Source organism: Dyella marensis (assembly GCF_049532885.1).
Lineage (GTDB): Bacteria > Pseudomonadota > Gammaproteobacteria > Xanthomonadales > Rhodanobacteraceae > Dyella_D > Dyella_D marensis.
In genome coordinates, this window is record NZ_CP064029.1 from 5,136,999 (window position 1) to 5,160,508 (window position 23,510).

The 23,510-nt window shown below is 69.0% G+C and carries 27 protein-coding genes and 1 pseudogene; 21 read left to right on the forward strand and 7 right to left on the reverse strand.

Annotated elements, in window-relative coordinates; genetic code table 11:
* Positions 1–18: 18 nt before the first annotated feature.
* Positions 19–1,035 (reverse strand): class 1 fructose-bisphosphatase, encoded by a 1,017-nt coding sequence (locus ISN75_RS22505; protein WP_167252847.1) that lies wholly within the window; start codon positions 1,033–1,035, stop codon positions 19–21.
* A 185-nt stretch (positions 1,036–1,220) separates the two neighbouring features.
* Between ISN75_RS22505 and ISN75_RS22510 the strand changes: the two genes are divergently transcribed.
* The 5 genes from ISN75_RS22510 to ISN75_RS22530 all read left to right on the forward strand — a co-directional run bounded on the left by ISN75_RS22510 (position 1,221) and on the right by ISN75_RS22530 (position 3,792).
* Positions 1,221–1,595 (forward strand): VOC family protein, encoded by a 375-nt coding sequence (locus ISN75_RS22510; RefSeq protein ID WP_167252846.1) that lies wholly within the window; start codon positions 1,221–1,223, stop codon positions 1,593–1,595.
* Positions 1,596–1,765: 170 nt separating this feature from the next.
* On the forward strand, positions 1,766–2,377 hold the full coding sequence (locus tag ISN75_RS22515) for a DJ-1/PfpI family protein (protein ID WP_167252845.1): 612 nt from the start codon (positions 1,766–1,768) through the stop codon (positions 2,375–2,377).
* 11 nt (positions 2,378–2,388) lie between these two features.
* Positions 2,389–2,583, forward strand: coding sequence for a hypothetical protein (locus ISN75_RS22520; protein WP_167252844.1), 195 nt, complete (start codon positions 2,389–2,391; stop codon positions 2,581–2,583).
* Positions 2,580–2,984, forward strand: coding sequence for a GFA family protein (locus ISN75_RS22525; protein ID WP_168648840.1), 405 nt, complete (start codon positions 2,580–2,582; stop codon positions 2,982–2,984). The genes ISN75_RS22520 and ISN75_RS22525 overlap by 4 nt, the downstream gene beginning before the upstream one ends.
* Positions 2,985–3,087: 103 nt before the next feature.
* The gene (locus ISN75_RS22530; RefSeq protein ID WP_167252842.1) at positions 3,088–3,792 is read left to right on the forward strand and encodes a helix-turn-helix transcriptional regulator; all 705 of its coding nucleotides are present in this window, start codon (positions 3,088–3,090) and stop codon (positions 3,790–3,792) included.
* 45 nt (positions 3,793–3,837) lie between these two features.
* On the opposite strand, the pseudogene ISN75_RS22535 reads toward ISN75_RS22530, so the two are convergent.
* Positions 3,838–5,007, reverse strand: a pseudogene (locus ISN75_RS22535) (lytic murein transglycosylase); the annotation flags it as partial.
* Positions 5,008–5,177: 170 nt separating this feature from the next.
* Here ISN75_RS22535 and ISN75_RS22540 point away from each other — a divergent pair.
* From ISN75_RS22540 to ISN75_RS22560, 5 genes are all read left to right on the forward strand, one after another.
* Positions 5,178–5,795, forward strand: a complete 618-nt coding sequence (locus ISN75_RS22540) for a ParB-like protein (RefSeq protein ID WP_167252841.1) — start codon at positions 5,178–5,180, stop codon at positions 5,793–5,795.
* Positions 5,792–7,447: a SulP family inorganic anion transporter gene (locus ISN75_RS22545; RefSeq protein WP_168648842.1), complete on the forward strand. Its 1,656-nt coding sequence runs from the start codon at positions 5,792–5,794 to the stop codon at positions 7,445–7,447. Before ISN75_RS22540 ends, ISN75_RS22545 begins: the two co-directional genes overlap by 4 nt.
* A 41-nt stretch (positions 7,448–7,488) precedes the next feature.
* Positions 7,489–9,225: a DUF885 domain-containing protein gene (locus ISN75_RS22550; protein WP_343820445.1), complete on the forward strand. Its 1,737-nt coding sequence runs from the start codon at positions 7,489–7,491 to the stop codon at positions 9,223–9,225.
* A 91-nt stretch (positions 9,226–9,316) separates the two neighbouring features.
* Positions 9,317–9,712: an MbcA/ParS/Xre antitoxin family protein gene (locus ISN75_RS22555; protein ID WP_167252839.1), complete on the forward strand. Its 396-nt coding sequence runs from the start codon at positions 9,317–9,319 to the stop codon at positions 9,710–9,712.
* 81 nt (positions 9,713–9,793) lie between these two features.
* Positions 9,794–10,492, forward strand: coding sequence for an RES family NAD+ phosphorylase (locus ISN75_RS22560; RefSeq protein ID WP_167252838.1), 699 nt, complete (start codon positions 9,794–9,796; stop codon positions 10,490–10,492).
* A 48-nt stretch (positions 10,493–10,540) separates the two neighbouring features.
* Here the strand turns inward: ISN75_RS22560 and phhA are convergent, their stop codons facing one another.
* The gene (gene phhA, locus ISN75_RS22565) at positions 10,541–11,434 is read right to left on the reverse strand and encodes a phenylalanine 4-monooxygenase (RefSeq protein ID WP_167252837.1); all 894 of its coding nucleotides are present in this window, start codon (positions 11,432–11,434) and stop codon (positions 10,541–10,543) included.
* 128 nt (positions 11,435–11,562) lie between these two features.
* On the opposite strand from phhA, the gene ISN75_RS22570 reads away from it, so the two are divergent.
* On the forward strand, positions 11,563–12,039 hold the full coding sequence (locus ISN75_RS22570) for an Lrp/AsnC family transcriptional regulator (RefSeq protein ID WP_167252836.1): 477 nt from the start codon (positions 11,563–11,565) through the stop codon (positions 12,037–12,039).
* Positions 12,040–12,125: 86 nt separating this feature from the next.
* Here ISN75_RS22570 and ISN75_RS22575 read toward each other — a convergent pair whose 3' ends face one another.
* Positions 12,126–13,418, reverse strand: coding sequence for an MFS transporter (locus ISN75_RS22575; RefSeq protein ID WP_167252835.1), 1,293 nt, complete (start codon positions 13,416–13,418; stop codon positions 12,126–12,128).
* 69 nt (positions 13,419–13,487) lie between these two features.
* Between ISN75_RS22575 and ISN75_RS22580 the strand changes: the two genes are divergently transcribed.
* The 3 genes from ISN75_RS22580 (at position 13,488) to ISN75_RS22590 (ending at position 16,007) form a co-directional block, all read left to right on the forward strand.
* The gene (locus tag ISN75_RS22580; protein ID WP_343820402.1) at positions 13,488–14,105 is read left to right on the forward strand and encodes a TetR/AcrR family transcriptional regulator; all 618 of its coding nucleotides are present in this window, start codon (positions 13,488–13,490) and stop codon (positions 14,103–14,105) included.
* A 103-nt stretch (positions 14,106–14,208) separates the two neighbouring features.
* A complete protein-coding gene (locus tag ISN75_RS22585) occupies positions 14,209–15,009 on the forward strand; it encodes a lysophospholipid acyltransferase family protein (protein WP_167252833.1) in 801 nt (266 codons plus the stop codon).
* Complete coding sequence (locus ISN75_RS22590; protein ID WP_167252832.1) at positions 15,006–16,007, forward strand: YheT family hydrolase; 1,002 nt, start codon at positions 15,006–15,008, stop codon at positions 16,005–16,007. The genes ISN75_RS22585 and ISN75_RS22590 overlap by 4 nt, the downstream gene beginning before the upstream one ends.
* A 15-nt stretch (positions 16,008–16,022) precedes the next feature.
* Here ISN75_RS22590 and ISN75_RS22595 read toward each other — a convergent pair whose 3' ends face one another.
* Together ISN75_RS22595 and ISN75_RS22600 are read right to left on the reverse strand one after the other, a co-directional pair.
* Positions 16,023–16,631: a 2OG-Fe(II) oxygenase gene (locus ISN75_RS22595; protein WP_343820401.1), complete on the reverse strand. Its 609-nt coding sequence runs from the start codon at positions 16,629–16,631 to the stop codon at positions 16,023–16,025.
* A 7-nt stretch (positions 16,632–16,638) separates the two neighbouring features.
* Positions 16,639–18,114, reverse strand: a complete 1,476-nt coding sequence (locus ISN75_RS22600) for an AAA family ATPase (RefSeq protein WP_343820400.1) — start codon at positions 18,112–18,114, stop codon at positions 16,639–16,641.
* A 106-nt stretch (positions 18,115–18,220) separates the two neighbouring features.
* Between ISN75_RS22600 and ISN75_RS22605 the strand changes: the two genes are divergently transcribed.
* The 7 genes from ISN75_RS22605 to ISN75_RS22635 all read left to right on the forward strand — a co-directional run bounded on the left by ISN75_RS22605 (position 18,221) and on the right by ISN75_RS22635 (position 22,739).
* Positions 18,221–19,312 carry a PQQ-dependent sugar dehydrogenase gene (locus ISN75_RS22605; protein ID WP_167252829.1) on the forward strand — a complete coding sequence of 364 codons (1,092 nt, stop codon included), beginning with the start codon at positions 18,221–18,223 and terminating at the stop codon, positions 19,310–19,312.
* Positions 19,313–19,336: 24 nt separating this feature from the next.
* Positions 19,337–19,966 carry a YbhB/YbcL family Raf kinase inhibitor-like protein gene (locus tag ISN75_RS22610; protein WP_167252828.1) on the forward strand — a complete coding sequence of 210 codons (630 nt, stop codon included), beginning with the start codon at positions 19,337–19,339 and terminating at the stop codon, positions 19,964–19,966.
* Between the two features lie 145 nt (positions 19,967–20,111).
* Entirely contained in the window at positions 20,112–20,267 is a 156-nt protein-coding gene (locus ISN75_RS22615) for a DUF1328 domain-containing protein (protein ID WP_167252827.1), read from the forward strand.
* A gap of 89 nt (positions 20,268–20,356) precedes the next feature.
* Positions 20,357–20,740, forward strand: a complete 384-nt coding sequence (locus ISN75_RS22620) for a DUF883 family protein (protein ID WP_167252826.1) — start codon at positions 20,357–20,359, stop codon at positions 20,738–20,740.
* Between the two features lie 21 nt (positions 20,741–20,761).
* Positions 20,762–21,298, forward strand: a complete 537-nt coding sequence (locus tag ISN75_RS22625; RefSeq protein ID WP_243867873.1) for an ABC transporter ATP-binding protein — start codon at positions 20,762–20,764, stop codon at positions 21,296–21,298.
* Complete coding sequence (locus tag ISN75_RS22630; RefSeq protein WP_167252825.1) at positions 21,295–21,585, forward strand: hypothetical protein; 291 nt, start codon at positions 21,295–21,297, stop codon at positions 21,583–21,585. Before ISN75_RS22625 ends, ISN75_RS22630 begins: the two co-directional genes overlap by 4 nt.
* The gene (locus ISN75_RS22635; protein ID WP_167252824.1) at positions 21,582–22,739 is read left to right on the forward strand and encodes an AI-2E family transporter; all 1,158 of its coding nucleotides are present in this window, start codon (positions 21,582–21,584) and stop codon (positions 22,737–22,739) included. The genes ISN75_RS22630 and ISN75_RS22635 overlap by 4 nt, the downstream gene beginning before the upstream one ends.
* A 4-nt stretch (positions 22,740–22,743) precedes the next feature.
* Here the strand turns inward: ISN75_RS22635 and ISN75_RS22640 are convergent, their stop codons facing one another.
* Positions 22,744–23,508 carry an SDR family NAD(P)-dependent oxidoreductase gene (locus ISN75_RS22640; RefSeq protein WP_167252823.1) on the reverse strand — a complete coding sequence of 255 codons (765 nt, stop codon included), beginning with the start codon at positions 23,506–23,508 and terminating at the stop codon, positions 22,744–22,746.
* Between the last annotated feature and the right edge of the window lie 2 nt (positions 23,509–23,510).

Below are 23,510 nucleotides of genomic sequence, written 5' to 3' on the forward strand. Positions count from 1 at the left end.
GCCCGCTGACGTGACGCCTCAGCCTTGCGCGCCGTCGGCTTCGCGATGGTAGTGCGTGGCCAGCTCGATCTCTTTCTTCGAGCCGAGGAACACCGGCACGCGCTGGTGCAGGCCGGTGGGCTGCAGCTCCATGATGCGCTCGCGCCCGGTGGTGGCCGCGCCGCCGGCCTGCTCGACGATGAAGGCCATCGGGTTGGCCTCGTACATCAGGCGCAGCTTGCCGCCCTTGGCCTTGTTCCTGGCGTCCAGCGGATAGAAGAACACGCCGCCGCGGGTCACGATGCGGTGCACGTCGGCCACCATCGAGGCCACCCAGCGCATGTTGAAGTCCTTCGCGCGCGGGCCTTCCTTGCCGGCCAGCAGCTCGCCGACGTAGCGCTGCATCGGCGCTTCCCAATGGCGCTGGTTGGACATGTTGACGGCGAACTCCGCGGTCTCTTCCGGGATGCGGATGTCGCGGCGGCTCAGGGTAAAGCTGCCCACCTCGCGGTCCAGGGTGAACTCGTGGGTGCCGTGGCCGAAGGTCAGCACCATCAGCGTGGCCGGGCCGTAGACCACGTAGCCGGCGGCCAGCTGCTCGGTGCCGGGCTGCTGGAAGTGCTCGGCGGCGGGTTCGCTGATGCCGTCGGGGCAGCGCAGGATCGAGAAGATCGTGCCGACCGACACGTTGATGTCGATGTTCGACGAACCATCCAGCGGATCGAACAGCAGCAGGTGGTTGCCCTTGGGGTACATGTCGGGGATCGGCTGCGGGTCTTCCATCTCTTCCGAGGCGCAGGCGGCGAGCTGGCCGCCCCAGGCGTTGGCTTCGAGCAGGATCTCGTTGGAGATCACGTCCAGCTTCTTCTGCGCCTCGCCCTGCACGTTGTCGCTGCCGGCATTGCCCAGCACGCCGCCCAGGGCGCCCTTGCCGGTGGCCACCGAGATGCGCTTGCAGGCGCGGGCGACCACTTCGATCAGCAGGGACAGTTCGGCGTTGATGCGGCCGGCGCGGCGTTCCTCGATCAGGAACTGGATGAGCGAAACGGGCTTCATGGCGGGTCCGTAACGAAAGGGAACGCGCATTGTCCGGGCAGTTGCTGAACCGCGCCAGCCGGAAAACGACCCGGTGCTTTCACCGTTCCATCACCGCCGGCCGCAGCGGCCTGCTGACAACACGTTGGCAGCAGGGGGTCCCCAGACTTCGCTCCACGCATCGAGACCCCACAAGGAACAAGGCCATGCTCAACCCCGTCGTCACCAACTGGTTCGAAATCCCGGTCCGCCAGATGGACCGCGCCATCCGCTTCTACGACGCCTCGCTGGGCACCGCGCTGCGCAGCGAACTGTTCGGCGGCATGGAGCTGGCGGTGTTCCCCTACGACGCCGACCAGCACGTCACCGGCGCGCTGATGCGCCTGGACGAATGCGAGCCGTCCATGCACGGCAGCACGGTGTACCTGAGCGTGGCCGACGTGGCGCAGACCCTGGCCAAGGTGGAAGCGGCCGGCGGCGCGGTGATCGTGCCGCGCACGGAACTGCCGGAAGGCAAGGGCGCATTCGCGCAATTCCGGGACAGCGAGGGCAACCGGGTGGGCCTATGGTCCCGGCAGTGACCTGAAACCCGCTCCCCCGCCGCCGGCATGGGCCGGGCGGCGGGCGGGTGAGGCGGCGCGATGTCGTGGCGCGCCGCCTTCATTCGTCATGACCAGGAAGGTCCTCGTTATCCGCAGCCCGCCATCCCCGCGCGGCGCTCCGGCCAGGCATCGATCAGGAGGGAACTGAAATGCGTGACACCGTGTATTTCCTGGCTTTCGACGGCTATGCCGACTGGGAAGCCGCGCTCGCCCTGTGCGAGATCCGCCGTCCCGGCGACTGGCGCATCGTGACGGTGGGCTTCTCGGCCCGGCCGGTCACTTCGATGGGCGGACTGTGCGTCACGCCCGAGCTGACCCTGGACCGGATCGACCTGTCCCGCGCGGCGTTGCTGATTCTTCCCGGCGGCCACCTGTGGCAGCGCGGCGAAGGGCAGGAAGCCGTGGAGGCGGCCGAACGCGTGCACGCCGCCGGCGGCACCGTCGCGGCGATCAGCAGCGCGGTGCTGGCGCTGGCGCGGCACGGCCTGATGGCGCGCAGCCGCCACACCGGCAATCTCACCGGCTTCGTCGGCGGCTACGGGGCTGTCTATGACGGTTCCGGGAAGTACGACCCCGATGCGCTGGCCGTCAGCGACGGCGGCTTCATCACCGCCAGCAGCCTGGGCAGCGTGGAGCTGGCGCGCGAGGTGATCCGCACGCTGGATCTCTACAGCGGCAGCGACCGCGAACACTGGTACCGCCTGTTCAAGCACGCCACGCCGCCGCCCTGGTATGCGGGCGAGCGCGCGGTCACCGTCTGAGGCTTATCGCCATGCATTCTCCCGATCCGATCAACCGCGCACTGATGGCTTACCGGCCGCTGTTCCTCAGCGGCCTGTCGCTGGACGGGCAATACCGTCCGTCGCCCAAGCCGGCCAGGCGCAAACCGCAACCGGCCAGCGGCCTTGCCGCGACCTTGGCCATCGCCGCCGCCGCGTGGCATGCCATTCGAGGAAACGCCCGATGACCAGGACCTATCACGGCAGCTGCCACTGTGGCCGCGTGCGCTACGAAGCCGACATCGACTTGTCGACCGGCACCGGCAAGTGCAATTGCTCGATCTGCTGGAAACAGCGCTTCTGGGGCGTGACGGTGAAGCCGGAGGCATTCCGCCTGACGGCAGGCGAGGACGAACTGGCCAGCTACCAGTTCAACACCCACAGCTGCCAGCACCTGTTCTGCAGGCATTGCGGCGTGAAGCCGTTCGGCCGCGGCTATGTCGAGGAAATCGGCGGCGCGTTCGTCTCGGTCAATCTTGCCAGCCTCGACGACGTCGAGCCGGCTGAGCTGGCCGAAGCGCCGGTGCGCTACTTCGACGGCCGCCACAACAACTGGATGGAAACGCCGGCGGAGACCCGGCACCTGTGAGCGCAGCGGCGGCCCCCGCTGCTATGGACGCACCTGTCATGGACGCGCCGCGCCGTGACATCCGGCGCTGGCCGCCGCCGCGCGGCTCGGCGATCATGCACGGATGCGCCGCGCCGACCGCCTGTTCCTCATCATCCACGCCCTGCGCGGGCGCCGCACCGCGCTGCCGGCGCGGCATCTGGCCGACACGCTCGGCGTCTCGCTGCGCACCGTCTACCGCGACGTGGCCGACCTGCAATTGTCGGGCGTACCGATCGAAGGCGAGGCCGGCGTCGGCTACGTGCTGCGCAAGGGCTCGGACATCCCGCCGCTGATGTTCACCGCCGAAGAACTCGAATCGCTGGTGGTCGGCACGCGCTTCGTGCGCGCCTTCGCGGGCGAGAAGCTGGCCGCCGGGGCACAGGCGGCGCTGCTGAAGATCGAAGCGGTGCTGCCGCCGGAGCTGCGCGAGCGGGCGGCGCGCACGCGCATCTATGCGCCGATCTGGCGCGACGCGGGGCGTGTCGCCTTCGCCGCCATGATCGACCGCCTCAACAGCGCCATCAGCGACAGCCAGGTGCTGTGCCTGGACTACGCCGACGAAGCCGGCCGCACCAGCACGCGCGAAGTCGAGCCGCTGTGCCTGGCTTTCTGGGGCGGCAAGTGGACCCTGGGCACCTGGTGCCGCCTGCGCGAGGGCTTCCGCAACTTCCGCCCCGACCGCATCGCCGACTGCCGCACCACCGGCGAGCGCTTCGCGCCCCAGCCGGGGCGCGATCTGGATGCGTACCTCGAAGCCATGCGCGGCTATTACGAAGGCATGGGCTGATCGTAGGTTGGGGTTCGCCTGCGGCTCACCCCAACCTACGGGTCAGGGCGACTGGCGCAGCGCCTTGAGAATGCGCTGCCCCGGGCGCCCGTCGTCCACCGGCAGTCCGCGTTTGCGCTGCTCTTCCTGGATCGCCTGCCGCGTCTTGTCGCCGACCATGCCGTCGACGGTGCCGATGTCGTAGCCGCGGTTGATCAGCAGCTGCTGGATCTCGCGCCGTTCCGCGCGCGAGGTGCCGGGATCGTCGGTGGGCCAGGACGCCACCATGCCGGGCTTGCCGCGCAGGCGGTCCGACAGCAGGGCAATGGCCAGGGTGTAGTTGATCGACGCGTTGTATGCGTAGATCGCATCGAAGTTGCGCAAGGTCAGGAACGCGGGACCCTGCGCACCCGCCGGCAGCACCAGACCCGCCGGCTCGTCGCCGCCGGGCAGGGACGAGCCATCGACCAGGCGCACGCCCTGCGCGCTCCAGTAGCCGAGCGGCCGCTTGGCCGTGCGCCCGTTGATCTTGCTGTCGAAGTTCGCCGGCAGCTTAACCTCGTAGCCCCACGGCTGGCCGGCCTGCCAGTGCGACATCTGCAGGTAATGCGCGGTGGAACCCAGCGCATCCGGCACGCTGGCGATCAGGTCGCGATGGCCGTCGCCGTCGAAATCCACCGCCACGCGCTCGAAGGTGGACGGCATGAACTGCGTATGCCCGAATGCGCCGGCCCAGGAACCCTTGAACTCGTCCGCGCCGATATCGCCGCTCTGCACGATGCGCAGCGCCGCGAAGAACTCGCCGCGGAAATACTCCTGCCGCCGACCCATGCACGACAGCGTGGCCAGCGACTGCAGCAGCGGCTTCTGGCCGAACTGCTGGCCGTAGTTGCTCTCCACGCCCCATACGGCCACCACGGTGGCGGGATCTACGCCGTAGGTCTGCTGCGCACGCGCGAGCACTTCCGACCATTGCTGCAGGCGCGCTTTGCCGTCGTCCACGCGCTCCTGGTCGACCAGGGCCGAGAGGTAATCCCACACCGGAATGACGAACTCCGGCTGGCGGTTGAGCGAGTCGATCACCGTGGTGTCGGCCACCAGGTCGCGCGTGTAGCGCTGGTAGGTGTCGGCCTGCACGCGCGCCTGCAGCGCCTTGGGCGCCAGCCCGGCGAGGCAGCGCGCGAAGTCGTCCTGGGCCTGGGCGAAGGAGATGGCGGGCAGCGCCAGCGCGAGCACCAGCGGAGCGAGGCGAATGGCGGAGCGGGATACGGGCATGGCGTGGCCGTCGGGCTGCATGGGGGACACCCAGCCTAACCCAGCCGCCGGCGCAGGAAGCTGTGGCCGGCTTGGGCTACTCTCGGCGCGCCGCGGTATGCCCCCGTCCGCCAGCCCTTGAGGAACTGTCCATGTCCGAGCCGCATGTACGCCATCCCTTGCTGAGCGTCGCGCCTGACAAGCTGCGGCCGACCCAGGTCACCGTCGGCAAGGCCGAAGTGGCGGAAAAGCGCGGCGTCTGGCGCGGCCTGGGCAAGAAGAAGCGCAAGGAGCTGATCGACGCGCACTGGTTTCCCGGCGTGCTGGGGCCGAAGAACAAGGTCTATATCGTCGACCACCATCATCTGGGCCTGGCCTTGCTCGAAGAAGGCGTGAAAAGCGTGCCGGTGATGGTGCAGCGGGATTTCTCCTGGCTGGAGCCGGACGTGTTCTGGCGCACCATGGAATTCAACCGCTGGGCGCATCCCTACGACGCGCTGGGGCAGCGCATCGCCTACGACGCGATTCCGGCCAGCCTGGACAAACTCGTCGACGATCCCTACCGCACGCTCGCGGCCCGCCTGCGCCAGGCCGGCGGCTACTCGAAGGACGCCACGCCCTACGCCGAATTCCTGTGGGCGGATTTCTACCGCCGCCGCGTGAAGCTGGCCGGCGGCAAGATCAGCAAGCGCGTGCTCGACGAAGCGCTGCTGCACGCGCATACGCATGACGCGGCCTACCTGCCCGGCTGGACGGGCGTGATCGGGTGAACACCGGCGCGGCCGCCGCCACGGCGGCGCCAGGCTTCACCGTCGACCTGCTCGCCGGGCTGGCGATCGCCGGCCTGCTGCTGCCTGAAGCCGTCGCCTATGCGGGCATCGCAGGCCTGCCGCCGCAAGCGGGCGTGATGGCGCTGTTCGCCGGCCTGGTCTGCTATGGCCTGCTGGGGAGCAGCCGCTACGCCATCGTCTCGGCCACGTCTTCGTCGGCGGCGGTGCTCGCCGCCGGCACGCTGGCGCTGGAAGGCGGCGATCCGTCGTCGCGCGCGGCCATCGTGGCGGGGCTGGTGGTGCTTACGGGCCTGTGTTTCCTGCTGGCCGGCGCGCTGCGGCTGGGCGGTCTGTCGCATCTGATCGCGCGGCCGGTGCTGCGCGGCTACACCTTCGGCCTGGCCTGCGTGATCGCGCTCAAGCAGCTGCCGGCCTTGCTCGGCGTGCCGGCGCTGCATGGCGATTTCGTGCCGGTGCTGCTGGTCGATCTGTTCGGTGACTTCGCCGGCATCAAGCCCGCGGCGCTCGGCATGGGCGCTGCCGCGCTGCTGCTGCTGTTCCTGTGCGAGCGCCTGCGCCGCGTGCCGGGCAGCCTGCTGGCGATCGCGCTGGGCATCGCCGCGTCGGGCTGGCTGGCGCGGCATGGCGTGGCCCTGGTCGGCGCGATGCAGCTGGCGCCGCAGTGGGCCTGGCCGCGCTGGCCGGCGAGCGGGCAATGGCTGCCCAGCGTGGAGCTGGCGGCGGCGCTGCTGCTGATCCTGTATGCCGAGTCGTACGGCTCGATCCGCAACTTCGCGCTGAAGCACGGCGATGCGGTGAATCTCAACCGCGACCTGGCCGTGCTCGGCGCGGCCAACGTGGTGGCGGGCCTGCTGCACGGCATGCCGGTGGGCGCGGGTTATTCGGCCACCTCGGCGAACGAAGCCGCCGGCGCGCGTTCGCGCCTGGCCGGCCTGGTCGCGGCGTGCTGCGTGCTGCTGATGGTGCTGTTCCTGCTGCCGTGGATCGAACGCATTCCGATGCCGGTGCTGGCGGCGATCGTGATCCATGCGGTAAGCAAGTCGCTGCGCCTGTCCGCGTTCAGTCCCTATCTGCGCTGGCATCGCGACCGCCTGGTGGCGCTGGCGGCGGTGCTGGCGGTGCTGTCGCTGGGCATTCTCAACGGTTTGCTGTTCGCCATCGCCTTCAGCCTGATCATGCTGCTGCGCCGCCTGGCCACGCCGCGGCTGAGCGTGCTGGGGCGGCTGGACGGCGGCCACGATTTCGTCGACGTGGCGGCGCACGCGCAGGCGCGCGAAATGCCGGGCGTGCTGATCGTGCGGCCGGAAGAGCCGCTGTTCTTCGCCAACGCCGAGGCCGTGCTCGCGCAGGTGCGCCAGCGCGTCACCGAGCGCACGCCGCTGCGCGAAGTGGTGCTGAGCCTGGAGGAATCGCCCGACCTGGACGGCACCGTGCTGGAGTCGCTGGGCGATTTCGTCGCCTGGCTGGATGCGCGCGGCATCGCGCTGCGCGTGGCCCGCTTGAAGGATCATGCGCGCAGCGCGCTGCAACGCATGGCGCTGCCCCAGCTTCCTTCACAGGCGCTGGATTACTGGAGCGTGGAGGATGCCGTGCTGGCTGCCGCGCCGGAAGCAAAGGAAATCAGAGAGTGAACAATCCCCATCGCATCACCTGGCTGGCGCTGGCCGCGCTCATGCTTGCCGCGCCCGCCTGGGCGGATGACGCCGCCGCGCGTTTCCACCGCATCTACGAGCAGGAATGGGCCTGGCGCAACGGCCAGGCCGGCATCAACAACGCCGGCGAGGCGCAGCCGAGCAATGCACGGCTGGACGACGTCGACGCCGCCAGCCAGCAGCGCCGGCTCGAGGTCTGGAAGAAGACGCTGGCCGACCTCGACGCGATCGACCCGAAGCAGCTCGGCGCCGAGGACAAGGTCAACTACGCCGTGTACCGCACGCAGATCCAGAACATGCTCGCGGGCCAGCAGTACAAGCAGTGGCAGATGCCGTTCAACAGCGACTCGGCGTTCTGGAGCGACCTGGGCTACGTGCTCAACGCCGACGAACTGCGCACGCCGCAGGACTACCGCCGCTATCTGGATCGCCTGGGCCAGGTGCCGGCCTACTTCGCGCAGCAGATCGCCAACATGCGCGATGGGCTCGACCGCGGCTTCACCGTGCCGCGCGCGGTGCTGGACGGGCGCGATGCCTCGATCGTGGCGGTGTCGGACCTGAAAGACCCCACGCGCAGCAGCTTCTACCAGCCGTTCGAACAGATGCCGGCCAGCGTCTCCGCCGAGGAGGCCGCGCGCATGCGCGAGGAAGCGAAGCAGGTGATCGCGCAGAAGGTGATCCCCGCCTATGCCACGCTGCTGAAGTTCTTCCGCGAGGAATACGTGCCGCGCGCGCGCACCACGCTCGCCGCCGAAGCCATGCCGGACGGCAAGGCCTGGTACCGCCAGCAGATCATCGAATACACCACGCTGGACCTGGACCCCGGCGCCATCCACCAGGTGGGCCTGGAGCAGGTGGCGAAGATCCATGCGCAGATGGTCAAGACCATGCAGGAGAGCGGCTTCAAGGGCAGCTTCCCGGAGTTCCTGAAGTTCCTGCGCACGGATCCGCAGTTCCACGCCAAGACGCCCGAGGAACTGCTGATGCGCAGCGCCTGGGTGGCCAAGCAGGTGGACGGCCAGCTGGGCAAGCTGTTCGGCCGGCTGCCGCGCCAGCGCTTCGCCATCGTGCCGGTGGCGCCGGATATCGCGCCGTACTACACCTCCGGCCGCGGCGGCGCGAGCACTTATCTGGTGAACACCTACGACCTGCCGTCGCGCCCGCTGTACAACGTGGCCGCGCTGACCCTGCACGAATCGGCGCCCGGCCATTCGCTGCAGCTGGCGCTGGCCTCCGAGCAGAAGGGCCAGCCGGCATTCCGCCGCCAGGGCTATATCTCGGCCTACGGCGAGGGCTGGGGCCTGTACTCGGAATACCTCGGCAACGAGATGGGCATCTACAAGACGCCTTACGACCGCTTCGGCTATCTCACCTACCAGATGTGGCGCGCCTGCCGCCTGGTGGTGGACACCGGCATCCACCACCAGGGCTGGACCCGCCAGCAGGCGATCGACTACCTCACCGACAACACCGCGCTGTCCGCCCGCGAGATCGCCAACGAAGTGGACCGCTACATCAGCTGGCCGGGGCAGGCGCTGTCCTACGAGCTGGGCTATCTGAAGATCCTGGAGCTGCGCCGCAAGGCCGAGCAGGCGCTGGGCACCCGCTTCGACATCCGCCATTTCCACGACACGGTGCTGGAGATCGGCTCGGTGCCGTTGCCGGTTTTGGAACAGCGCATCGACCGCTTTATCGACGAGGGCGGGCCGGAGCCGGCCTTCGGCTGCGATTGCGCGAAGGATGGCGGCAAGTCCTGAGCCGCGCCGCCGGACCGGCCCCTGGGCCGCCAGTGGCGTGAACTCCACATGTGGAGTAGACTGCACGTCAACTTCACATGGAGAGTAGACAATGGCGGCCCACCTCCAGCCCGAATTCGTCGCGGCTACCGAGCTTGGCGGCCCGGCCTTGCGCGCTTTCTTCAAGCTGGCCGAGCAGTGGGAGCTGCGCATCAGCGACCAGCGCCGGCTGCTCGGCGATCCGCCGGAATCGACTTTCTACAAATGGAAACGCCAGCAGGAAGGCAGCCTGGGCCGCGACGTGCTCGAGCGCATCAGTTATCTGCTGGGCATCTACAAGGACCTGCAGATTCTCTTTCCCGACACCAAGCAGGCCGACGCCTGGGTGCGCAAGCCGAACGCGGCGCCCTTGTTCGGCGGCGGCTCGGCGCTGGACCGCATGCTTTCCGGCAACGTGGCCGACCTCTACGTGGTGCGCCAGTACCTGGACGCGCAGCGCGGCTGGTGACCGGCGCGGCACGCGTCGCAGTCGGCGATATCCCGGGACCGCATACTGGCGAGTCCTGGGCACAGTGAAGAACTTTCCGTCATGGCAGACACCCCGCCCCTGAAACGCATCCGCTGGAGCCAGGCCTTCCGCATCGTGCCGAGCCGGTTTCCGCCGGTCAGCGTGTACGACCGCATTGCCGACGCGGCCGACCTCGAAGCGCTGTTCTCCATCGAGGCGCTGACCAATCCGCGCATCCGCGACGAACTCGGCGTGCTGCCGCTGGTGCCGCAGGACCGGCGCGTCAGCGGCCCCGGCACCACGCCGGTGATGGCGGCGTTCACTCATCTCAATCCCGATGGCAGCCGCTTTTCCGATGGCAGCTGGGGGGTGTTCTACGCCGGGCGGAGCCTGATCACCGCGGTGGAGGAAACCGTCTATCACCGCGAGCGCTTCCTCGCCGCCACCGCGGAGCCCGCCTGCGACGTGGAGATGCGCTGCTACCGCACCAGCGTGCAGGCCAAGCTGCACGACCTGCGTGGCGGCTGGCCGGCCGAGCACGACCCGGACAGCTACGTGGCCAGTGTGAAGCTGGCGCGCCGGCTGCGCGCGGACGGTTCCGACGGCATCGTGTACGACAGCGTGCGCCATGCCGGCGGCGAGTGCATCGCGGTGTTCTATCCGGACTGCGTGGCGCCGTGCGTGCAGGCGGAGCATCTGCGCTATTGCTGGGATGGAACGCGCATCGCCAAGGTGCTGGCGGTGAGTGAGCTCAAGCGCGGCAAGAAATCGGTGCAATAAAAAAGGCCCGCGGATGCGGGCCTTTTCATGGGCGGCGCCGGCGCGGACTCAGGTGTCGGCGTCGGTCGCAAAGCCTTCGCGCGTGCCCCGGTTGAACACGCGGTCGCTGTCCAGCACGTCGGCGGCGGCGTGCGGCGGGTGCGTCTTCAGGTCGGCGTAGATCGGCGTGAAGTCCGGGCGCGTCGCATCGAACAGCTGCTCGAAGCTGTCGATCACGAAGTAGGTCTGCTGGTAGGTGTCGATGCGGTAGCGCGTATTCATCACGCGCTCCAGGCCGAAGCCGATGCGGTTGGGCGCGGCGGCATCCAGGCAGTAGATCGACTCGCCCTTGGAGCTGACGATGCCGGCGCCGTAGATGCGCATGCCTTCGCCGGTGTTGATCAGGCCGAACTCCACCGTGTACCAGTACAGGCGGGTCAGGTTCATCAGCGCCTCCGGGCCGATGCCGAAAGCCTTCATGCCGCCGCGGCCGTAGGCCTGCATGTAGTCGGCGAACACCGGGTTGAGCAGCAGCGGCACGTGGCCGAACAGGTCGTGGAACAGGTCCGGCTCGCTCAGGTAGTCGAGCTGGTCGGGGCGGCGGATCCACCAGCTCACCGGGAAGCGGCGGTTGGCCAGGTGGTCGAAGAACACTTCGTCCGGCAGCAGGCCTTCCACGGCCACCAGCTCCCAGCCGGTGGTTTCGCCCAGCACCTTGTTGAGGTCGGCGAACTTCGGAATGCCGTTCTCGCCCATACGGAAGCGTTCGATGCCGTCGAGGAATTCCTGGCAGGCGCGGCCCTTCAGCAGCTCGCGCTGGCGGCGGTACAGGGTATTCCAGACCTCGTGGTCGGTCTGGCTGTAGTTGGCCCAGGGCTGCTCGACCACGCCGGTGGCATACACCGGCACATAACCGCGGTCGGTCTGCTGGTGTTCGACTTTGCGTGGCGTGCTGTGGTCCATGGCGGGCCTCCGTCAGAAGGACAACAGGATACGGCGGAGGACGCGCATGAAGGTTGTTTTGTTGCAGTATGTGACGCTGATAGCGCAATAATCATGCGTAATGACACCATCTAGCCGGAGTATCTTGCATGGCCACCCTGGACCGCACCGACCTGCGCATGCTCGCCGTCCTGCAGAGCGAGGGCCGCATCACCAACGCCGAGCTGGCCGAGCGGGTGAACCTGTCGCCCTCCGCCTGCCTGCGCCGCCTGCAGCGGCTGGAGGCCGAGGGCGTGCTCACCGGCTACAGCGCCCAGGTCGACCCGGAGGCGGTGGGCCTGGGGCTGCAGGCTTTCGTACGCGTGCAGCTGGCCAAGCACGAGGGCGAGGCGATCGAGCGCTTCGTGCGCAACGTCAACGAATGGGACGAGATCGTGGCCTGCTACGCGCTGACCGGCGACATGGACTACCTGATGCACGTCTATGTCGCTGACCTGCAGCACTTCTCGCGCTTCCTGCTCGACCGCCTGCTCAATGCCTCCGGCGTGGCCGACGTGAACTCCAGCTTCGTGCTGCGCACGGTGAAACGCTCGGCGGCGCTGCCCTTGTCGCAGCTCGAATCGTAGGTTGGGGTGAGCGCCGCGAACCCCAACGTCGTGAGGCGCCTGAAGGTCTGTTGGGGTTCGCCTTTGGCTCACCCCAACCTACGCCTTTACGCCGCCTCGCCGGCCAGCGCCGGCAGCTCGCCGCGGTCGCGGCGGCGGCCGATGCGCAAGGCCAGGAAGGCCGCCACCACGCCGGCGGCGCCAGCGATCACGAACGGGGTCATATAGCTGCCCAGCTGCACGCGCAGCACGCCGGCCATGAAGGCGGCAGCGGCGGCGCCCACCTGGTGGCCGGCCACCACCCAGCCGAACACGATCGGCGCATCGCGCTCGCCGAAGGCGTCGGTGGTCAGGCGCAGGGTGGGCGGCACGGTGGCGATCCAGTCCAGGCCGTAGAACACGCCGAACAGCGACAGGCTGTAGAACGAGAAATCCGAATACGGCAGATACATCAGCGACAGCCCCCGCAGCCCGTAATAGACGAACAGCAGCTTGCGCGGATCGAAGCGGTCGGTCAGCCAGCCCGAGGCGGTGGTGCCGACCAGGTCGAAGATGCCCATCATCGCCAGCAGGCCGGCGGCGCGTACTTCCGGAATGCCGTGGTCGCCGCACAGCGCGATGAAGTGCGTACCGATCAGGCCGTTGGTGGTGAAGCCGCACACGAAGAAGGTGGCGAACAGCAGCCAGAACGTGCCGTTGCGGGTAGCGTTGCGCAGCACGCCCAGGGTCAGCGCGAACAGATTGCCGCCCGCGGCGCCGGCATCGGCCGGCTCGTCCGCGGTGGCGCCGTAGCGGCGCAGGCCGATATCGGAAGGACGCTCCGGCAGCAGCCACCAGGCCAGCGGGATCAGCACCGCGGAAACGGCGGCAATGGTCAGCACCACCGCCTGCCAGCCGAAGTACTCCGCAATCGCCGCCAGCCCGGGCAGGAAGATCAAGGTACCGGTGGCTGTGCTGGCGGTAAGCAGGCCCATCATCAGCCCGCGATGGCTGCTGAACCAGCGGCCGACCACGGTGGCGCCCATCACCACCGCGACGCAGCCGGTGCCGGCGCCGGACAGCACGCCCCAGGTCGCCACCAGCTGCCAGGGCTGGCTCATCAGCGCGCTGGAGGCCGCGGCCAGGGTCATCACCGACAGCGCCACCAGCAGCACGCGGCGGATGCCGAAGCGCTGCATCAGCGCCGCGGCGAACGGGCCCATCAGGCCGTACAGCAGGATGCCGACCGCCGCGGCCGAGGAAATGCTGTCCCGGCTCCAGCCGAACGCGCGGCCCAGCGGCAGCATCAGCACGCCCGGCGTGGCGCGCATGCCGGCCGAGGCGAGCAGGGCCAGGAAGACCACGGCGACAACGACGAAGGCGTAGTTTTGGCCGAAGGGCCGGTGGCGTTGTATAGTCATGTTACCGATCGGTACGGGACGGAAGCGCAGAGTACGTACCGATCGGTAACATTGTCAACAGGTCGAACCATGTCCAACCGCACGAAATCCACCCCGCAAGCCCGGGAACCCTCCGAAACGCCGCGCCGCGCGGCGGACCGCATCCGCGACACCGCCTTCGACCTGTTCTACCGCGAAGGCATCCGCGCCATCGGCGTGGAGGAGATCGTCAACCGCGCCGGGGTGACCAAGCCCAGCCTGTACCGCGCCTTCGAGTCCAAGGACGAGCTGATCGCGCAATACCTGCGCGATTACGACCGCCGCTTCCGCGACAACTTCGCCGCCCAGGGCGCCGGCCATCCGGACGACCCCAAGGCGCAGCTGCTCGCCTATGTCGACTACCTGGCCGCGCGCGCCAGCACCGACGGCTACCGCGGCTGCGGCCTCACCAATGCGGTGATCGAATACCCCGACCCCGCCCATCCGGCGCACCAGGTCGGCGTGGAAAGCAAGGAAGCCCTGCGCGAGCGCCTGCGCGAGCTGTGCCGCGGCATGGGCGCGCCCGACGCGGAGGAGCTGGCCGACGGCCTGCTGCTGCTGATCGAAGGCAGCTACGTCTCCGGCCAGGCCTTCGGCGCACGCAGCCCCGCGCGCGTGCTCGGGGCCATGGCGCGGCGGCTGATCGAGGCCAGCCTCGCCGCGCGGTGATTCATCCGGGGCAGGCAGTTTGAAACGCCAGTGGAATGCCGTCTGCACCATGCGCATGCGCACAGCCGACGTAGAGTCCCACTAACGCTAAACTAACCCGCTGATGAGCACCGACACCGTCTCCGCCCAGGACCGAGATTTCCTGCGACCGCTGCGCTACTTCTGGCGCATCCCCCTGCTGCTCCTGCATATCGTGCTGGGCGTGTTCCTGTGCGCCGGCATCCTCAGCTGGAACCGCCACGTGGTGATGAAGGACGGCCGCGAGCCGTTCGCGCACCGCATGATCCGCTGGTGGTCGCGCGCGCTGCTGCGCATCTTCGGCCTGCGCTCGGTGCGCCTGGGCCAGCCGCTGCGCGATCCGGTGCTGTTCGTGGCCAATCACACCTCGTGGATCGACATCGAGCTGCTGCACAGCCAGCGCGCCGCCTGCTTCGTGGCCAAGGCGGAGATCGCCAGCTGGCCGCTGGTCGGCTGGCTGGCCGCCAGCGGCGGCACCATCTTCCATCGCCGCGGCAGCAACCATTCGCTGGCCACGGTGATGCAGGTGATGGTCGACCGCCTGCGCGGCGGCCGCTCGGTGGCGGTGTTCCCGGAAGGCGGCACCGGCCACAACGGCGTGCTGCGCGTATTCCATGCGCGCATCTTCCAGGCCGCGCTGGACGCGGAAGTGCCGGTGCAGCCGGTGGCGCTGCGCTTCGCGCGCGACGGCCGCCGCGTGGTCGACGCGGGCTTCCGCGAGCACGAGAACTTCATGCAGAACTTCCTGCGCCTGCTGGGCGAGGCGCCGCTGGACGCCGAAGTGCATTTCCTGGAACCGGTGCCCGCCACGCCGGACGCGCGCCGCCGCATGGCCGAGCTGTCGCGCGAGCGCATCGCCGCGGCGCTGGAAGACCGCAGCGCATGACCCTTCCCCGAGGCACCGATTTCCGCCCGCCATGGCCGCTGACCAGCGGCCATATCCAGACCATGCTGTCCTCCAGCGGCGTGCGCCGCCAGCTGCTGCCGCGCGCGGCGCAGACCGTGCGCGAAGGCGCGCAGGAGACCATGGTGGACGGCGGCGACGGCGTGCGCCTCACCGGCGCCTACACCGCGCAGAAAAAACTCCCGCAGGCGCGCGGGCTGGCCGTGCTGTTCCACGGCTGGGAGGGCAGCGTCGATTCCACCTATGTGCTGCAGACCGGCAGCCGCCTGCTGGCCGAAGGCTGGGACGTCTTCCGGCTGAACTTCCGCGACCACGGCGACAGCCATCCGCTCAACGAAGCGCTGTTCCATTCCTGCCGCATCGACGAAGTGGTGCACGCACTGGGTGACATCGCCCGGCGCTGGCCCTCGCGCAAGCTGGCCCTGGCCGGCTTCTCGCTGGGCGGCAACTTCGCCCTGCGCGCCGCGCTGCGCGCGCCGGAAGCCGGCGTGCCGCTGGATTACGCGCTGGCCGTGTGCCCGATCGTCGATCCGGGCGAAGGCCTGTTCTCGCTGGAAGAAACCGCGCCGTGGTTCTACCGGGCCTACTTCCTGCGCAAGTGGCGCCGCTCGCTGCGCGCCAAGCAGGCGGCGTTTCCGCACCGCCAGTATTTCGAGCTGGATGAGCTCAAGCAGAACCTGCGCGGCCTGACCGAATCGCTGGTGCTGCGCCACACCGACTTCGGCTCGCTGCAGGCCTACCTGGACGGCTATTCGGTGGCCGGCGCCGCGCTCCAGCGTATGCAGATTCCGGCCACCATCCTTACCGCGCGGGACGATCCGGTCATCCCCGTCGATGCGTTCGAAAAGCTGGAACTGCCGCCCTGCGTGGAGCTGGACATCGCGCCGCACGGCGGCCATTGCGGCTTTATCCGCGGCATGGACATGACCAGCTTCACCGACGAGTACATCGCCGCGCGCTTCAACGCGCTGGCCGGCTGATCCGGCTTTACCGGATCAAATCAGCGAGCCGGGCTCGCGCCGCCGCATCCAGCAGGCGATGCTCATGCGCTCGCGCGTGGCCGGCAGCACTTCGTGTTCGAAGCGCGAGGACAGGAACAGCACCATGCGCCCTGCCTGCGGCAGCACGTCGTGGTGGCTGCCATCGTCCAGATACAGGCGCAGCGCGCCGCCGTCTTCGGCGCGCCAATCCGCGTTGAGGTAATACACCGCCGACACCACGCGCGCTTCGAGCTGGCGCGGCTGGTCCAGGTGGCGCGCATAGCGCGCGCCGGGCGGATACACGGCGTAATGCGCTTCGCTTTCCACCAGGCCCAGCATCAGGCTGCGATTGAAGGCCAGGCGCAGCGCTTCGAGCGCTTCGACGTACGGCTGCTGAGCGGCGGTGGGTGCGTCCATCTCGAACCAGCGCGTGTGGTCGCCACGCAGGGAAGATGCCACTTTTTCCCGCCCGATCCGCGCCGCCGTCAGCTCGCCCGACGCATGCAGCGCCGCGCATTCGCCCGCCAGCGCCGCCGTCGCCGCGCCAGGCAGCAGATCTTCGAACACGCACCAGCCTTCGCCGGCAAGCGCGTCGATCACGGCATCGATGCGTGCGGGATCCATCGGAAGCTCAGTCCGCCGGCACGCAGCGCCCGCGCGCCCAGATGCGCAGCGCCTCGACCTGCTCGCGCATCAGCACCGACAAGGGCCGCGTCGCGCCCAATGCCGCCAGCATCATCGGCTGGTCCGGCGGCGTGGCGGCGCTGCTGGCGTCGTACAGCGCGCTGACCACGGCCTGCTCGATTTCCGCGCCGGAGAAACCTTCGCTCGCGGCCGACAAGGCCGGCAGGTCGAACTGCTCCACCGGCAGTTTCCGCCGGCGCAGATGCATCGCGAAAATATCGGTGCGCACCGACGGCTTGGGCAGGTCGACGAAGAAGATCTCGTCGAAGCGCCCCTTGCGCAGCAGCTCGGCCGGCAGTTCGTCCACCGCATTGGCGGTGGCCACCACGAAGACCTTTGCCTTGCGCTCCGCCATCCAGGTCAGCAGATAGCCGAGCACGCGGCGCGATACGCCGCCATCCTCGCCGCCGCTGGCCAGGCCCTTCTCGATCTCGTCGATCCACAGCACGCACGGGGCCAGCAGCTCGGTGCTGTGCAGCGCCTCGCGCAGGTTCTTCTCGGTCTCGCCCTGGTACTTGTTGTAGAGCGCGCCGAAATCCATGCGCACCAGCGGCACGCCGAAGCCGCCGGCGATCGCCTTGGCCGCCAGGCTCTTGCCGCAGCCCTGCACGCCCAGCAGCAGCACGCCCTTGGGCGGGTCGAGCGTGGGATCGGGCTCGGCGGCGAGGAAGATCGCGCGCCGCCGCGCCACCCAGTCGCGCACGCGGCTGACGCCGGCGATGTCGGCGAAGCTGGCGGTGGCGTATTCGTAATGCAGCAGGCCGGAGCGGTTGAGCAGCTCGAACTTGGTGCGCATCAGTTCGGGCAGGTCGTCGGCGGTGAGCGCGCCGTCGTTGTAGATCAGCTTGCGCACGATGCGCCGCGCATCCGTCGCGGCCAGGCCGAGCAGGTTGCGCACGATGGTGCGCGCGGCGTCGCCGTCCACTTCCACGCGGCGGCCGTGCTCGCGCTGCCAGGCCAGCGCCTCGGCGCGCAGGATCGCCGCCAGCTCCTTGATGTCCGGCAGCGACAGCGGCACGCGCATGCACAGCGCTTCCAGCTCCTCCGGCAGCTCGATGCGCGCGCCCACCAGCACCACCGTATGCGCCGCCGAGCGCTGGCGCTGCACGATCTCGCGCAGCTGGCGCAAGGTCATGGCGTAGCGCAGGAACGGGTGGAAATCGAACAGCAGGTAGATGCCGCGCTCGGGCGCGTCGCGGATGGCGTCCAGGGTCGCGTCCGCGTCCGGCGCGAAAGCCTCGCCGCCCTGGGCGAAGTCCAGCCGGTTCAAGCCGTCGGTCAGGGTCCAGCGCCACAGCGGCCGCAGCGACTGCGAAATGACGTGGCGGAAACACTCGATCACCCGCTGTTCGTCCACCGTCTCGATGACCAGCAGCGGCGTGGCCGCGCGCACCAGGGTGGTCAGGTCCTGCAGTTCGCTCATGGCTATGGGGGATCCCTTCTCAGCCGGCGCACGATATCAGAGCGGCAGAGGCAACTTCACGCGCGTCGGTATAGGCTTCGGGGCTCCGCCCACCCGGAGGTCACCCATGCGTCCGTTCCTCGCTCTCGCGCTCGGCCTGCTTGCTCTGCCGGCCCTGGCCGATCCCCAGCTGGACAAACTGACCCTGCCCAAGGGTTTCCATATCGCGGTCTATACCGACCAGACCCCCAATGCGCGCGAGATCGCGCTGGGCGCCAAGGGCACGGTGTTCGTCGGTTCGAACGATGCCGGCAAGGTCTATGCGCTGACCGACAGCACCGGCAGCGGCAAGGCCGACAAGGTGCGCGTGATCGCCACCGGCCTGCAGCTGCCGGTGGGCGTGGCGTTCAAGGACGGCGACTTGTATGTGTCCGCCGTGAGCAAGATCGTGGTGCTGCGCGATATCGAGAACCACCTGGACAACCCCCCGAAGCCCGAGGTGGTGTACGACAAGTTCCCCACCGAGACGCACCACGGCTGGAAGTTCATCGCCTTCGGCCCCGACGGCAAGTTGTACGTGCCGATCGGCGCGCCCTGCAATATCTGCGACAAGGGCAAGGACTACGCCAAGCTCACCCGCCTCAACAAGGACGGCACCGGCCTGGAAGATGTCGCCTACGGCATCCGCAACACCGTCGGCTTCACCTGGCGCCCGGGCAGCAACGACCTGTGGTTCACCGAGAACGGCCGCGACCTGCTGGGCGACGACCTGCCCAGCGACGAGCTCAACCGCCTCACCCGCGTGGGCGAGCATTTCGGCTATCCCTATTGCCACCAGGGCGACACGCTCGATCCGGAATTCGGCAAGGGCAAGAACTGCAAGGACTACACGCCGCCGGTGCTCAAGCTCGGCGCCCATGTAGCCTCGCTGGGCCTGCGCTTCTACGAGGGCAAGCAATTCCCCGCCGCCTACAAGGGTGCGCTGATCATCGCCGAGCACGGCTCGTGGAACCGCACCAAGAAATCCGGCTACCGCGTGATGACGGTGCGCCTCAACGGCAACAAGGTGGCCTCGTACGAGCCGCTGATCGAAGGCTTCATGCAGGACGAGAAAGCCTGGGGCCGCCCCGCCGACGTGCAGCCGCTGCCGGACGGCAGCCTGCTGGTGAGCGACGACCTGAGCGGCGCGGTGTACCGCGTCACCTACCAGGCAAAGTGATCAGCGACTACCGAGGAGACCGCCGTGCAACTTCGCAGTGACAGCTTCCAGGACGGCCAGCCGATTCCCGCGCGCTGCGCCTTCGGCAAGCCGGGCGATCCGGTCGCCCTGTCGGAAAACCTGAGCCCGCAGCTGGCGTGGAAGGATGCGCCGCCGGCCACCCGTTCCTACGTGCTCACCTGCATCGACACCGACGTGCCCAGCCGCGGCGACGACGTCAATCAAGCCGGCCGCACGGTGCCGGCGGATCTTCCGCGCGTGGAGTTCGTGCACTGGCTGATGGCCGATATTCCGGTCGAGTACACCGAGCTGGCCGAAGGCGCCTGCAGCGACGGCATCGTCGCGCGCGGCAAGCGCGCGCCGTCCGGCCCGCCCGGCAGCGTGCAGGGCAAGAACGACTACACCGGCTGGTTCCATGGCGACAAGGACATGGGCGGCGAGTACCTCGGCTACGACGGCCCGTGTCCGCCATGGAACGACGAGCGTGTGCATCACTATCACTTCCGCGTGCATGCGCTGGACGTGGAAAAGCTCAACCTCGCCGACGGCTTCACCCTCGACGAGTTGCGCAAGGTGATGCACGGCCACGTGCTGGCGCAGGCGGAGCTTGTCGGCACCTATGCGATCTACGCGAAGGCCACGGTGCACGCTTAGATCCATTCAAGCGAAAACGCGTGTGCCGCAACGATGTGGTGGCGGCGTGGAGGCTGCGGCGCGCAGCCTTCACGCTCGCGAGGCGCGTGCTATGGATGAATGCGCACCAGGGGTTCCCGTTCGCTGATATCAGAGGAATCGCGCCATGCTTCACTACGCCCTGGTCTTTCTGGTCATCGCCATCATCGCGGCCCTGCTGGGCTTCACCGGAATCGCAGGCACGGCCGCGGGCATCGCCAAGATCCTGTTCATCGTTTTCCTGATCCTTGCCGTGATTGCCTTCTTCCGGCGGGCCAGCTGAACAGACGCGCCGCACGGCGCCCATCCGGGCGGGATTTTCGCTACAGTCGATAGCCCGCAGTCCACGATCCCGTCCCCAAGGAGAACGCCATGAACAAAGAAGTCCAGGCGAAGGAAACGGCTCCCGAGCAGGCCCTCGGCACGGGCGGCAGCCGCATCGAGGAAAGTGCCGAGCGCTTCAAGCGCGCCACCTCCGACGCGGTGGCCACGGCCAAGGACAAGGTCGACCACGTCGCCGACCGCGTCGAGGACGGCCTGCATCGCGCCACCGACAAGGCCGCCGATGCCGCCACCCGCGCCACCGAGAAAGCGGGCGAATACAGCGAGCGCGGCCGCGAAGCCTATGACGAGGCGATGGACCGCGCCGACGTATGGCTGGAACGCGCACGCGACTACGTGCGTGAGAAACCCGTGCAGTCGGTGGCCATCGCGCTCGGCGCGGGCTGGCTGCTCGGCCGCATCCTGCGCCGCTGATCGGGCAAAGAGTCCAGGCGGATGCATGATCCCGGCCGCGAGGGCGGCGGGCGCGAGGACACCGGTCCCGATCCCGCCCGTCCCGACCCACCGTCGCAGGGGCAGGCGTCCGCCGACGCGGACGCCGCCGCGCCGGGCATCCTCGACGATATCGGCCGCGCCGGGCGCGCGGCCAGGCACCTGTTCGGTGCACAGCTCTCCCTGCTGGTGGCGGAACTCGGGCTGGCGCGCAGCGCCGTCTCCTGGATGCTGCTGGCCGGTCTCGCCGCCACCGTGGCCGGCGTGGGCCTGGGTCTCACCCTGATGGCGCTGGCCGGCGTGCTGCTGGCTGCCTGGCTGCATTCCTGGCCGCTGGCGCTGGGCATACTCGGCGTGCTGCAGCTGCTGTTCCTCGGCGGCATGATCATGCTGTTCCGCCGCTGCATGCATTGGCTCACGCTGCCCGACTCCCGCAACGCATGGCGTGAGACCATACGGCAGGCGATGCGCCGTTCCGAAGGCGCAGCGCCGGATCCGGCCGCCGCGCGGCCGGGCGCGAACGGGGAGGAGAGCCTATGAGTCTGTTCAAGCATCTGCGCGCCGTGCGCGAAGCGCGCGGGCGGGTGGCCGATGCGCGCGAGGCGCTGGCGGAACCGGCCGGTGCCCTGCTTGCGCGCGGACGCCGGCATCCGCTGGGCACGGTAAGCGTCGCCGCGGGCCTGGGCTTCGTGCTTGGCCAGTTGAACGTGCATCCGCTGCGCATTCCCGGCCTGGGCGCGCTGCTCAACGGCACCGTCGCCGAACTGGTCGCGCAGGGCGTGCGCCTGGTGGCCGAATTCAGCGAAGGCGGCTTCGACCCGTCATGAGCGCCATCGGTCCCCTCGTGCCGCCGCCGGAAGGCAGCGGCGAAATGGCGCCTGCACCGCTGCCGCCGGCCGACGAACCGCCAGCGCGCCATCGGCATCGACCGGCGGTGCGCTTCACCCAGCGGCATCTGCTGGGCATCCGCGCCGTGCTCAACCTGTTGCTGCTGCTGGCGCTGCTCTATACCGTCACGCTCGCCCGCGACCTGCTGATCCCGCTGGTGCTGGCCGGCTTCATCGGCCTGGCCTTCAATCCCATCGTCGCCTTCGCCGCGCGCCGGCGCGTGCCGCGCTGGCTCAGCGCCAGCTTCCTGGTCATCGCGCTGATTGCCGGCATCGGCAACGGCATCGCGCGCCTGACGCCGCCGGCGCTGGAATGGTTCCACGACGCGCCCAGCCTGGTGCGCAACTTCGTGCCCAAGCTGCGCACCATCATGCAGCCGCTGGAAGCGGCCAACCGGGCCACGCAGAGCCTGGTCGGCGGCCAGCTGTCGCGTCCGCCGCCGCGCGCCGCGCCGGTGACGATCGACGCCTGGGACGTGCTGGCCGGCACGCCCAAGGTGCTGGCCGCGGTGCTGACCGTGGTGCTGCTGGTGTTTTTCTTCCTGATCTACGGCGACACCTTGCTGCGGCGCCTGGTCGAGATCGCGCCCAACTTCCGCTACAAGCGCCGCACGGTGTCCATCGTGCGCAGCATCCAGGTGGAGGTGTCGCGCTACATCCTCACCACGGTGGTGATCAACGCGACGCTGGGCGTGGTCACCGCGACGATGCTGTGGGCCTATGCCGTGCCCGATCCGCTGCTGTGGGGTTCGGTGGCGATGATCGCCAACTTCATTCCCTACGTCGGCTCGATCACTACCACCGCCTTGTTGGCAGTGGTAGGCCTGATCCATTTCGACCAGCCCGGCCAGGCCTTGCTGCCCGCGCTGACCTTCGCCGGCATCACCGCGGTGGAAGGCAACCTGATCACGCCGCTGATCCAGGGCCGCCGCATGCGCCTGAGCCCGGTGGCGATCCTGCTGTGGCTGCTGGTGTGGGGCTGGCTGTGGGGCATTCCCGGCGCCTTGCTGGCGGTGCCCATGCTTACCAGCGTCAAGCTGATCGCGGAGAAGATCCGCGGCTGGCGCTGGTTCGCCATGGTGGTGCAGCGCTAGCGGATCACCAGGCGATCGGCGCGCGGTCGCGGAAGAAACCGCCGGTGATCGCGCCCTGCGAGGGCAGGCTGGCCGCCCACACGATGCCGGCCGCGCCGTCGGCGACGGGCCGACCGCCCGGACCGCCCATATCGGTGGCGACCCAGCCGGGGCAGACCGCATTGACCAGGATCCCGCTGCCTTTGAGCTCGGCGGCGAGCATGCGCGTATAGCTGTTGAGCGCGGCCTTGGACACGCGGTACGCGGGGCAGTCCTCGCCCTCGCTGTCGATCGCGCCGCAGCCGCTGGAGACATTGACGATGCGCCCGTAGGCATGGCGCCGCATGAAGGGAATGGCGGCTTCGCTGAGCCGCCAAGCCCCGAGCAGGTTGGTGTCCAGTGCGCCGCGCACGTAGGCCAGGTCCACCGAGGACGCGCGCTCGTCGAGATTGAAATACGCGCCCGCGTTGTTCACCAGCACGTCGAGCCGCCCGTAGTCGCGCCCGATGCGTTCGGCCAGCGCATCCACGTCCGCTTGCGCCGTCACGTCCAGCTGCACGGCGGTGACGTCGCCGCCTTCCCGCCGCAGCGCCTTCGCCGCCTTTTCGCCGGCGGCGAGCTGGCGCGCGCCGAGCAGCACGGTCATGCCGGCCGCGGCGAGCTGGCGCGACACCTCCAGCCCGAGTCCGCGGTTGGCGCCGCTCACCAGCGCCACGCGCTGGCTCGGTGGCGGTTCGGTGCCGAAGCGCTCGCGCGGCGCGCGGCGCGGAAACGGGACAGGAGGACTCATGG

What these genes read in the sequence shown, in the direction of transcription:
- ISN75_RS22630 (WP_167252825.1), top strand. Translation starts at nt 21,295, where the DNA reads ATGAGTCTGTTCAAGCATCTGCGCGCCGTGCGCGAAGCGCGCGGGCGG.
- ISN75_RS22510 (WP_167252846.1), top strand. Translation starts at nt 1,221, where the DNA reads ATGCTCAACCCCGTCGTCACCAACTGGTTCGAAATCCCGGTCCGCCAG.
- ISN75_RS22625 (WP_243867873.1), top strand. Translation starts at nt 20,762, where the DNA reads ATGCATGATCCCGGCCGCGAGGGCGGCGGGCGCGAGGACACCGGTCCC.
- ISN75_RS22525 (WP_168648840.1), top strand. Translation starts at nt 2,580, where the DNA reads ATGACCAGGACCTATCACGGCAGCTGCCACTGTGGCCGCGTGCGCTAC.
- phhA (WP_167252837.1), bottom strand. Translation starts at nt 11,434, where the DNA reads ATGGACCACAGCACGCCACGCAAAGTCGAACACCAGCAGACCGACCGC.
- ISN75_RS22530 (WP_167252842.1), top strand. Translation starts at nt 3,088, where the DNA reads ATGCGCCGCGCCGACCGCCTGTTCCTCATCATCCACGCCCTGCGCGGG.
- ISN75_RS22600 (WP_343820400.1), bottom strand. Translation starts at nt 18,114, where the DNA reads ATGAGCGAACTGCAGGACCTGACCACCCTGGTGCGCGCGGCCACGCCG.
- ISN75_RS22555 (WP_167252839.1), top strand. Translation starts at nt 9,317, where the DNA reads ATGGCGGCCCACCTCCAGCCCGAATTCGTCGCGGCTACCGAGCTTGGC.
- ISN75_RS22580 (WP_343820402.1), top strand. Translation starts at nt 13,488, where the DNA reads ATGTCCAACCGCACGAAATCCACCCCGCAAGCCCGGGAACCCTCCGAA.
- ISN75_RS22540 (WP_167252841.1), top strand. Translation starts at nt 5,178, where the DNA reads ATGTCCGAGCCGCATGTACGCCATCCCTTGCTGAGCGTCGCGCCTGAC.
- ISN75_RS22550 (WP_343820445.1), top strand. Translation starts at nt 7,489, where the DNA reads ATGCTTGCCGCGCCCGCCTGGGCGGATGACGCCGCCGCGCGTTTCCAC.
- ISN75_RS22590 (WP_167252832.1), top strand. Translation starts at nt 15,006, where the DNA reads ATGACCCTTCCCCGAGGCACCGATTTCCGCCCGCCATGGCCGCTGACC.
- ISN75_RS22575 (WP_167252835.1), bottom strand. Translation starts at nt 13,418, where the DNA reads ATGACTATACAACGCCACCGGCCCTTCGGCCAAAACTACGCCTTCGTC.
- ISN75_RS22595 (WP_343820401.1), bottom strand. Translation starts at nt 16,631, where the DNA reads ATGGATCCCGCACGCATCGATGCCGTGATCGACGCGCTTGCCGGCGAA.
- ISN75_RS22615 (WP_167252827.1), top strand. Translation starts at nt 20,112, where the DNA reads ATGCTTCACTACGCCCTGGTCTTTCTGGTCATCGCCATCATCGCGGCC.
- ISN75_RS22585 (WP_167252833.1), top strand. Translation starts at nt 14,209, where the DNA reads ATGAGCACCGACACCGTCTCCGCCCAGGACCGAGATTTCCTGCGACCG.
- ISN75_RS22560 (WP_167252838.1), top strand. Translation starts at nt 9,794, where the DNA reads ATGGCAGACACCCCGCCCCTGAAACGCATCCGCTGGAGCCAGGCCTTC.
- ISN75_RS22635 (WP_167252824.1), top strand. Translation starts at nt 21,582, where the DNA reads ATGAGCGCCATCGGTCCCCTCGTGCCGCCGCCGGAAGGCAGCGGCGAA.
- ISN75_RS22640 (WP_167252823.1), bottom strand. Translation starts at nt 23,508, where the DNA reads ATGAGTCCTCCTGTCCCGTTTCCGCGCCGCGCGCCGCGCGAGCGCTTC.
- ISN75_RS22620 (WP_167252826.1), top strand. Translation starts at nt 20,357, where the DNA reads ATGAACAAAGAAGTCCAGGCGAAGGAAACGGCTCCCGAGCAGGCCCTC.
- ISN75_RS22505 (WP_167252847.1), bottom strand. Translation starts at nt 1,035, where the DNA reads ATGAAGCCCGTTTCGCTCATCCAGTTCCTGATCGAGGAACGCCGCGCC.
- ISN75_RS22605 (WP_167252829.1), top strand. Translation starts at nt 18,221, where the DNA reads ATGCGTCCGTTCCTCGCTCTCGCGCTCGGCCTGCTTGCTCTGCCGGCC.
- ISN75_RS22570 (WP_167252836.1), top strand. Translation starts at nt 11,563, where the DNA reads ATGGCCACCCTGGACCGCACCGACCTGCGCATGCTCGCCGTCCTGCAG.
- ISN75_RS22520 (WP_167252844.1), top strand. Translation starts at nt 2,389, where the DNA reads ATGCATTCTCCCGATCCGATCAACCGCGCACTGATGGCTTACCGGCCG.
- ISN75_RS22515 (WP_167252845.1), top strand. Translation starts at nt 1,766, where the DNA reads ATGCGTGACACCGTGTATTTCCTGGCTTTCGACGGCTATGCCGACTGG.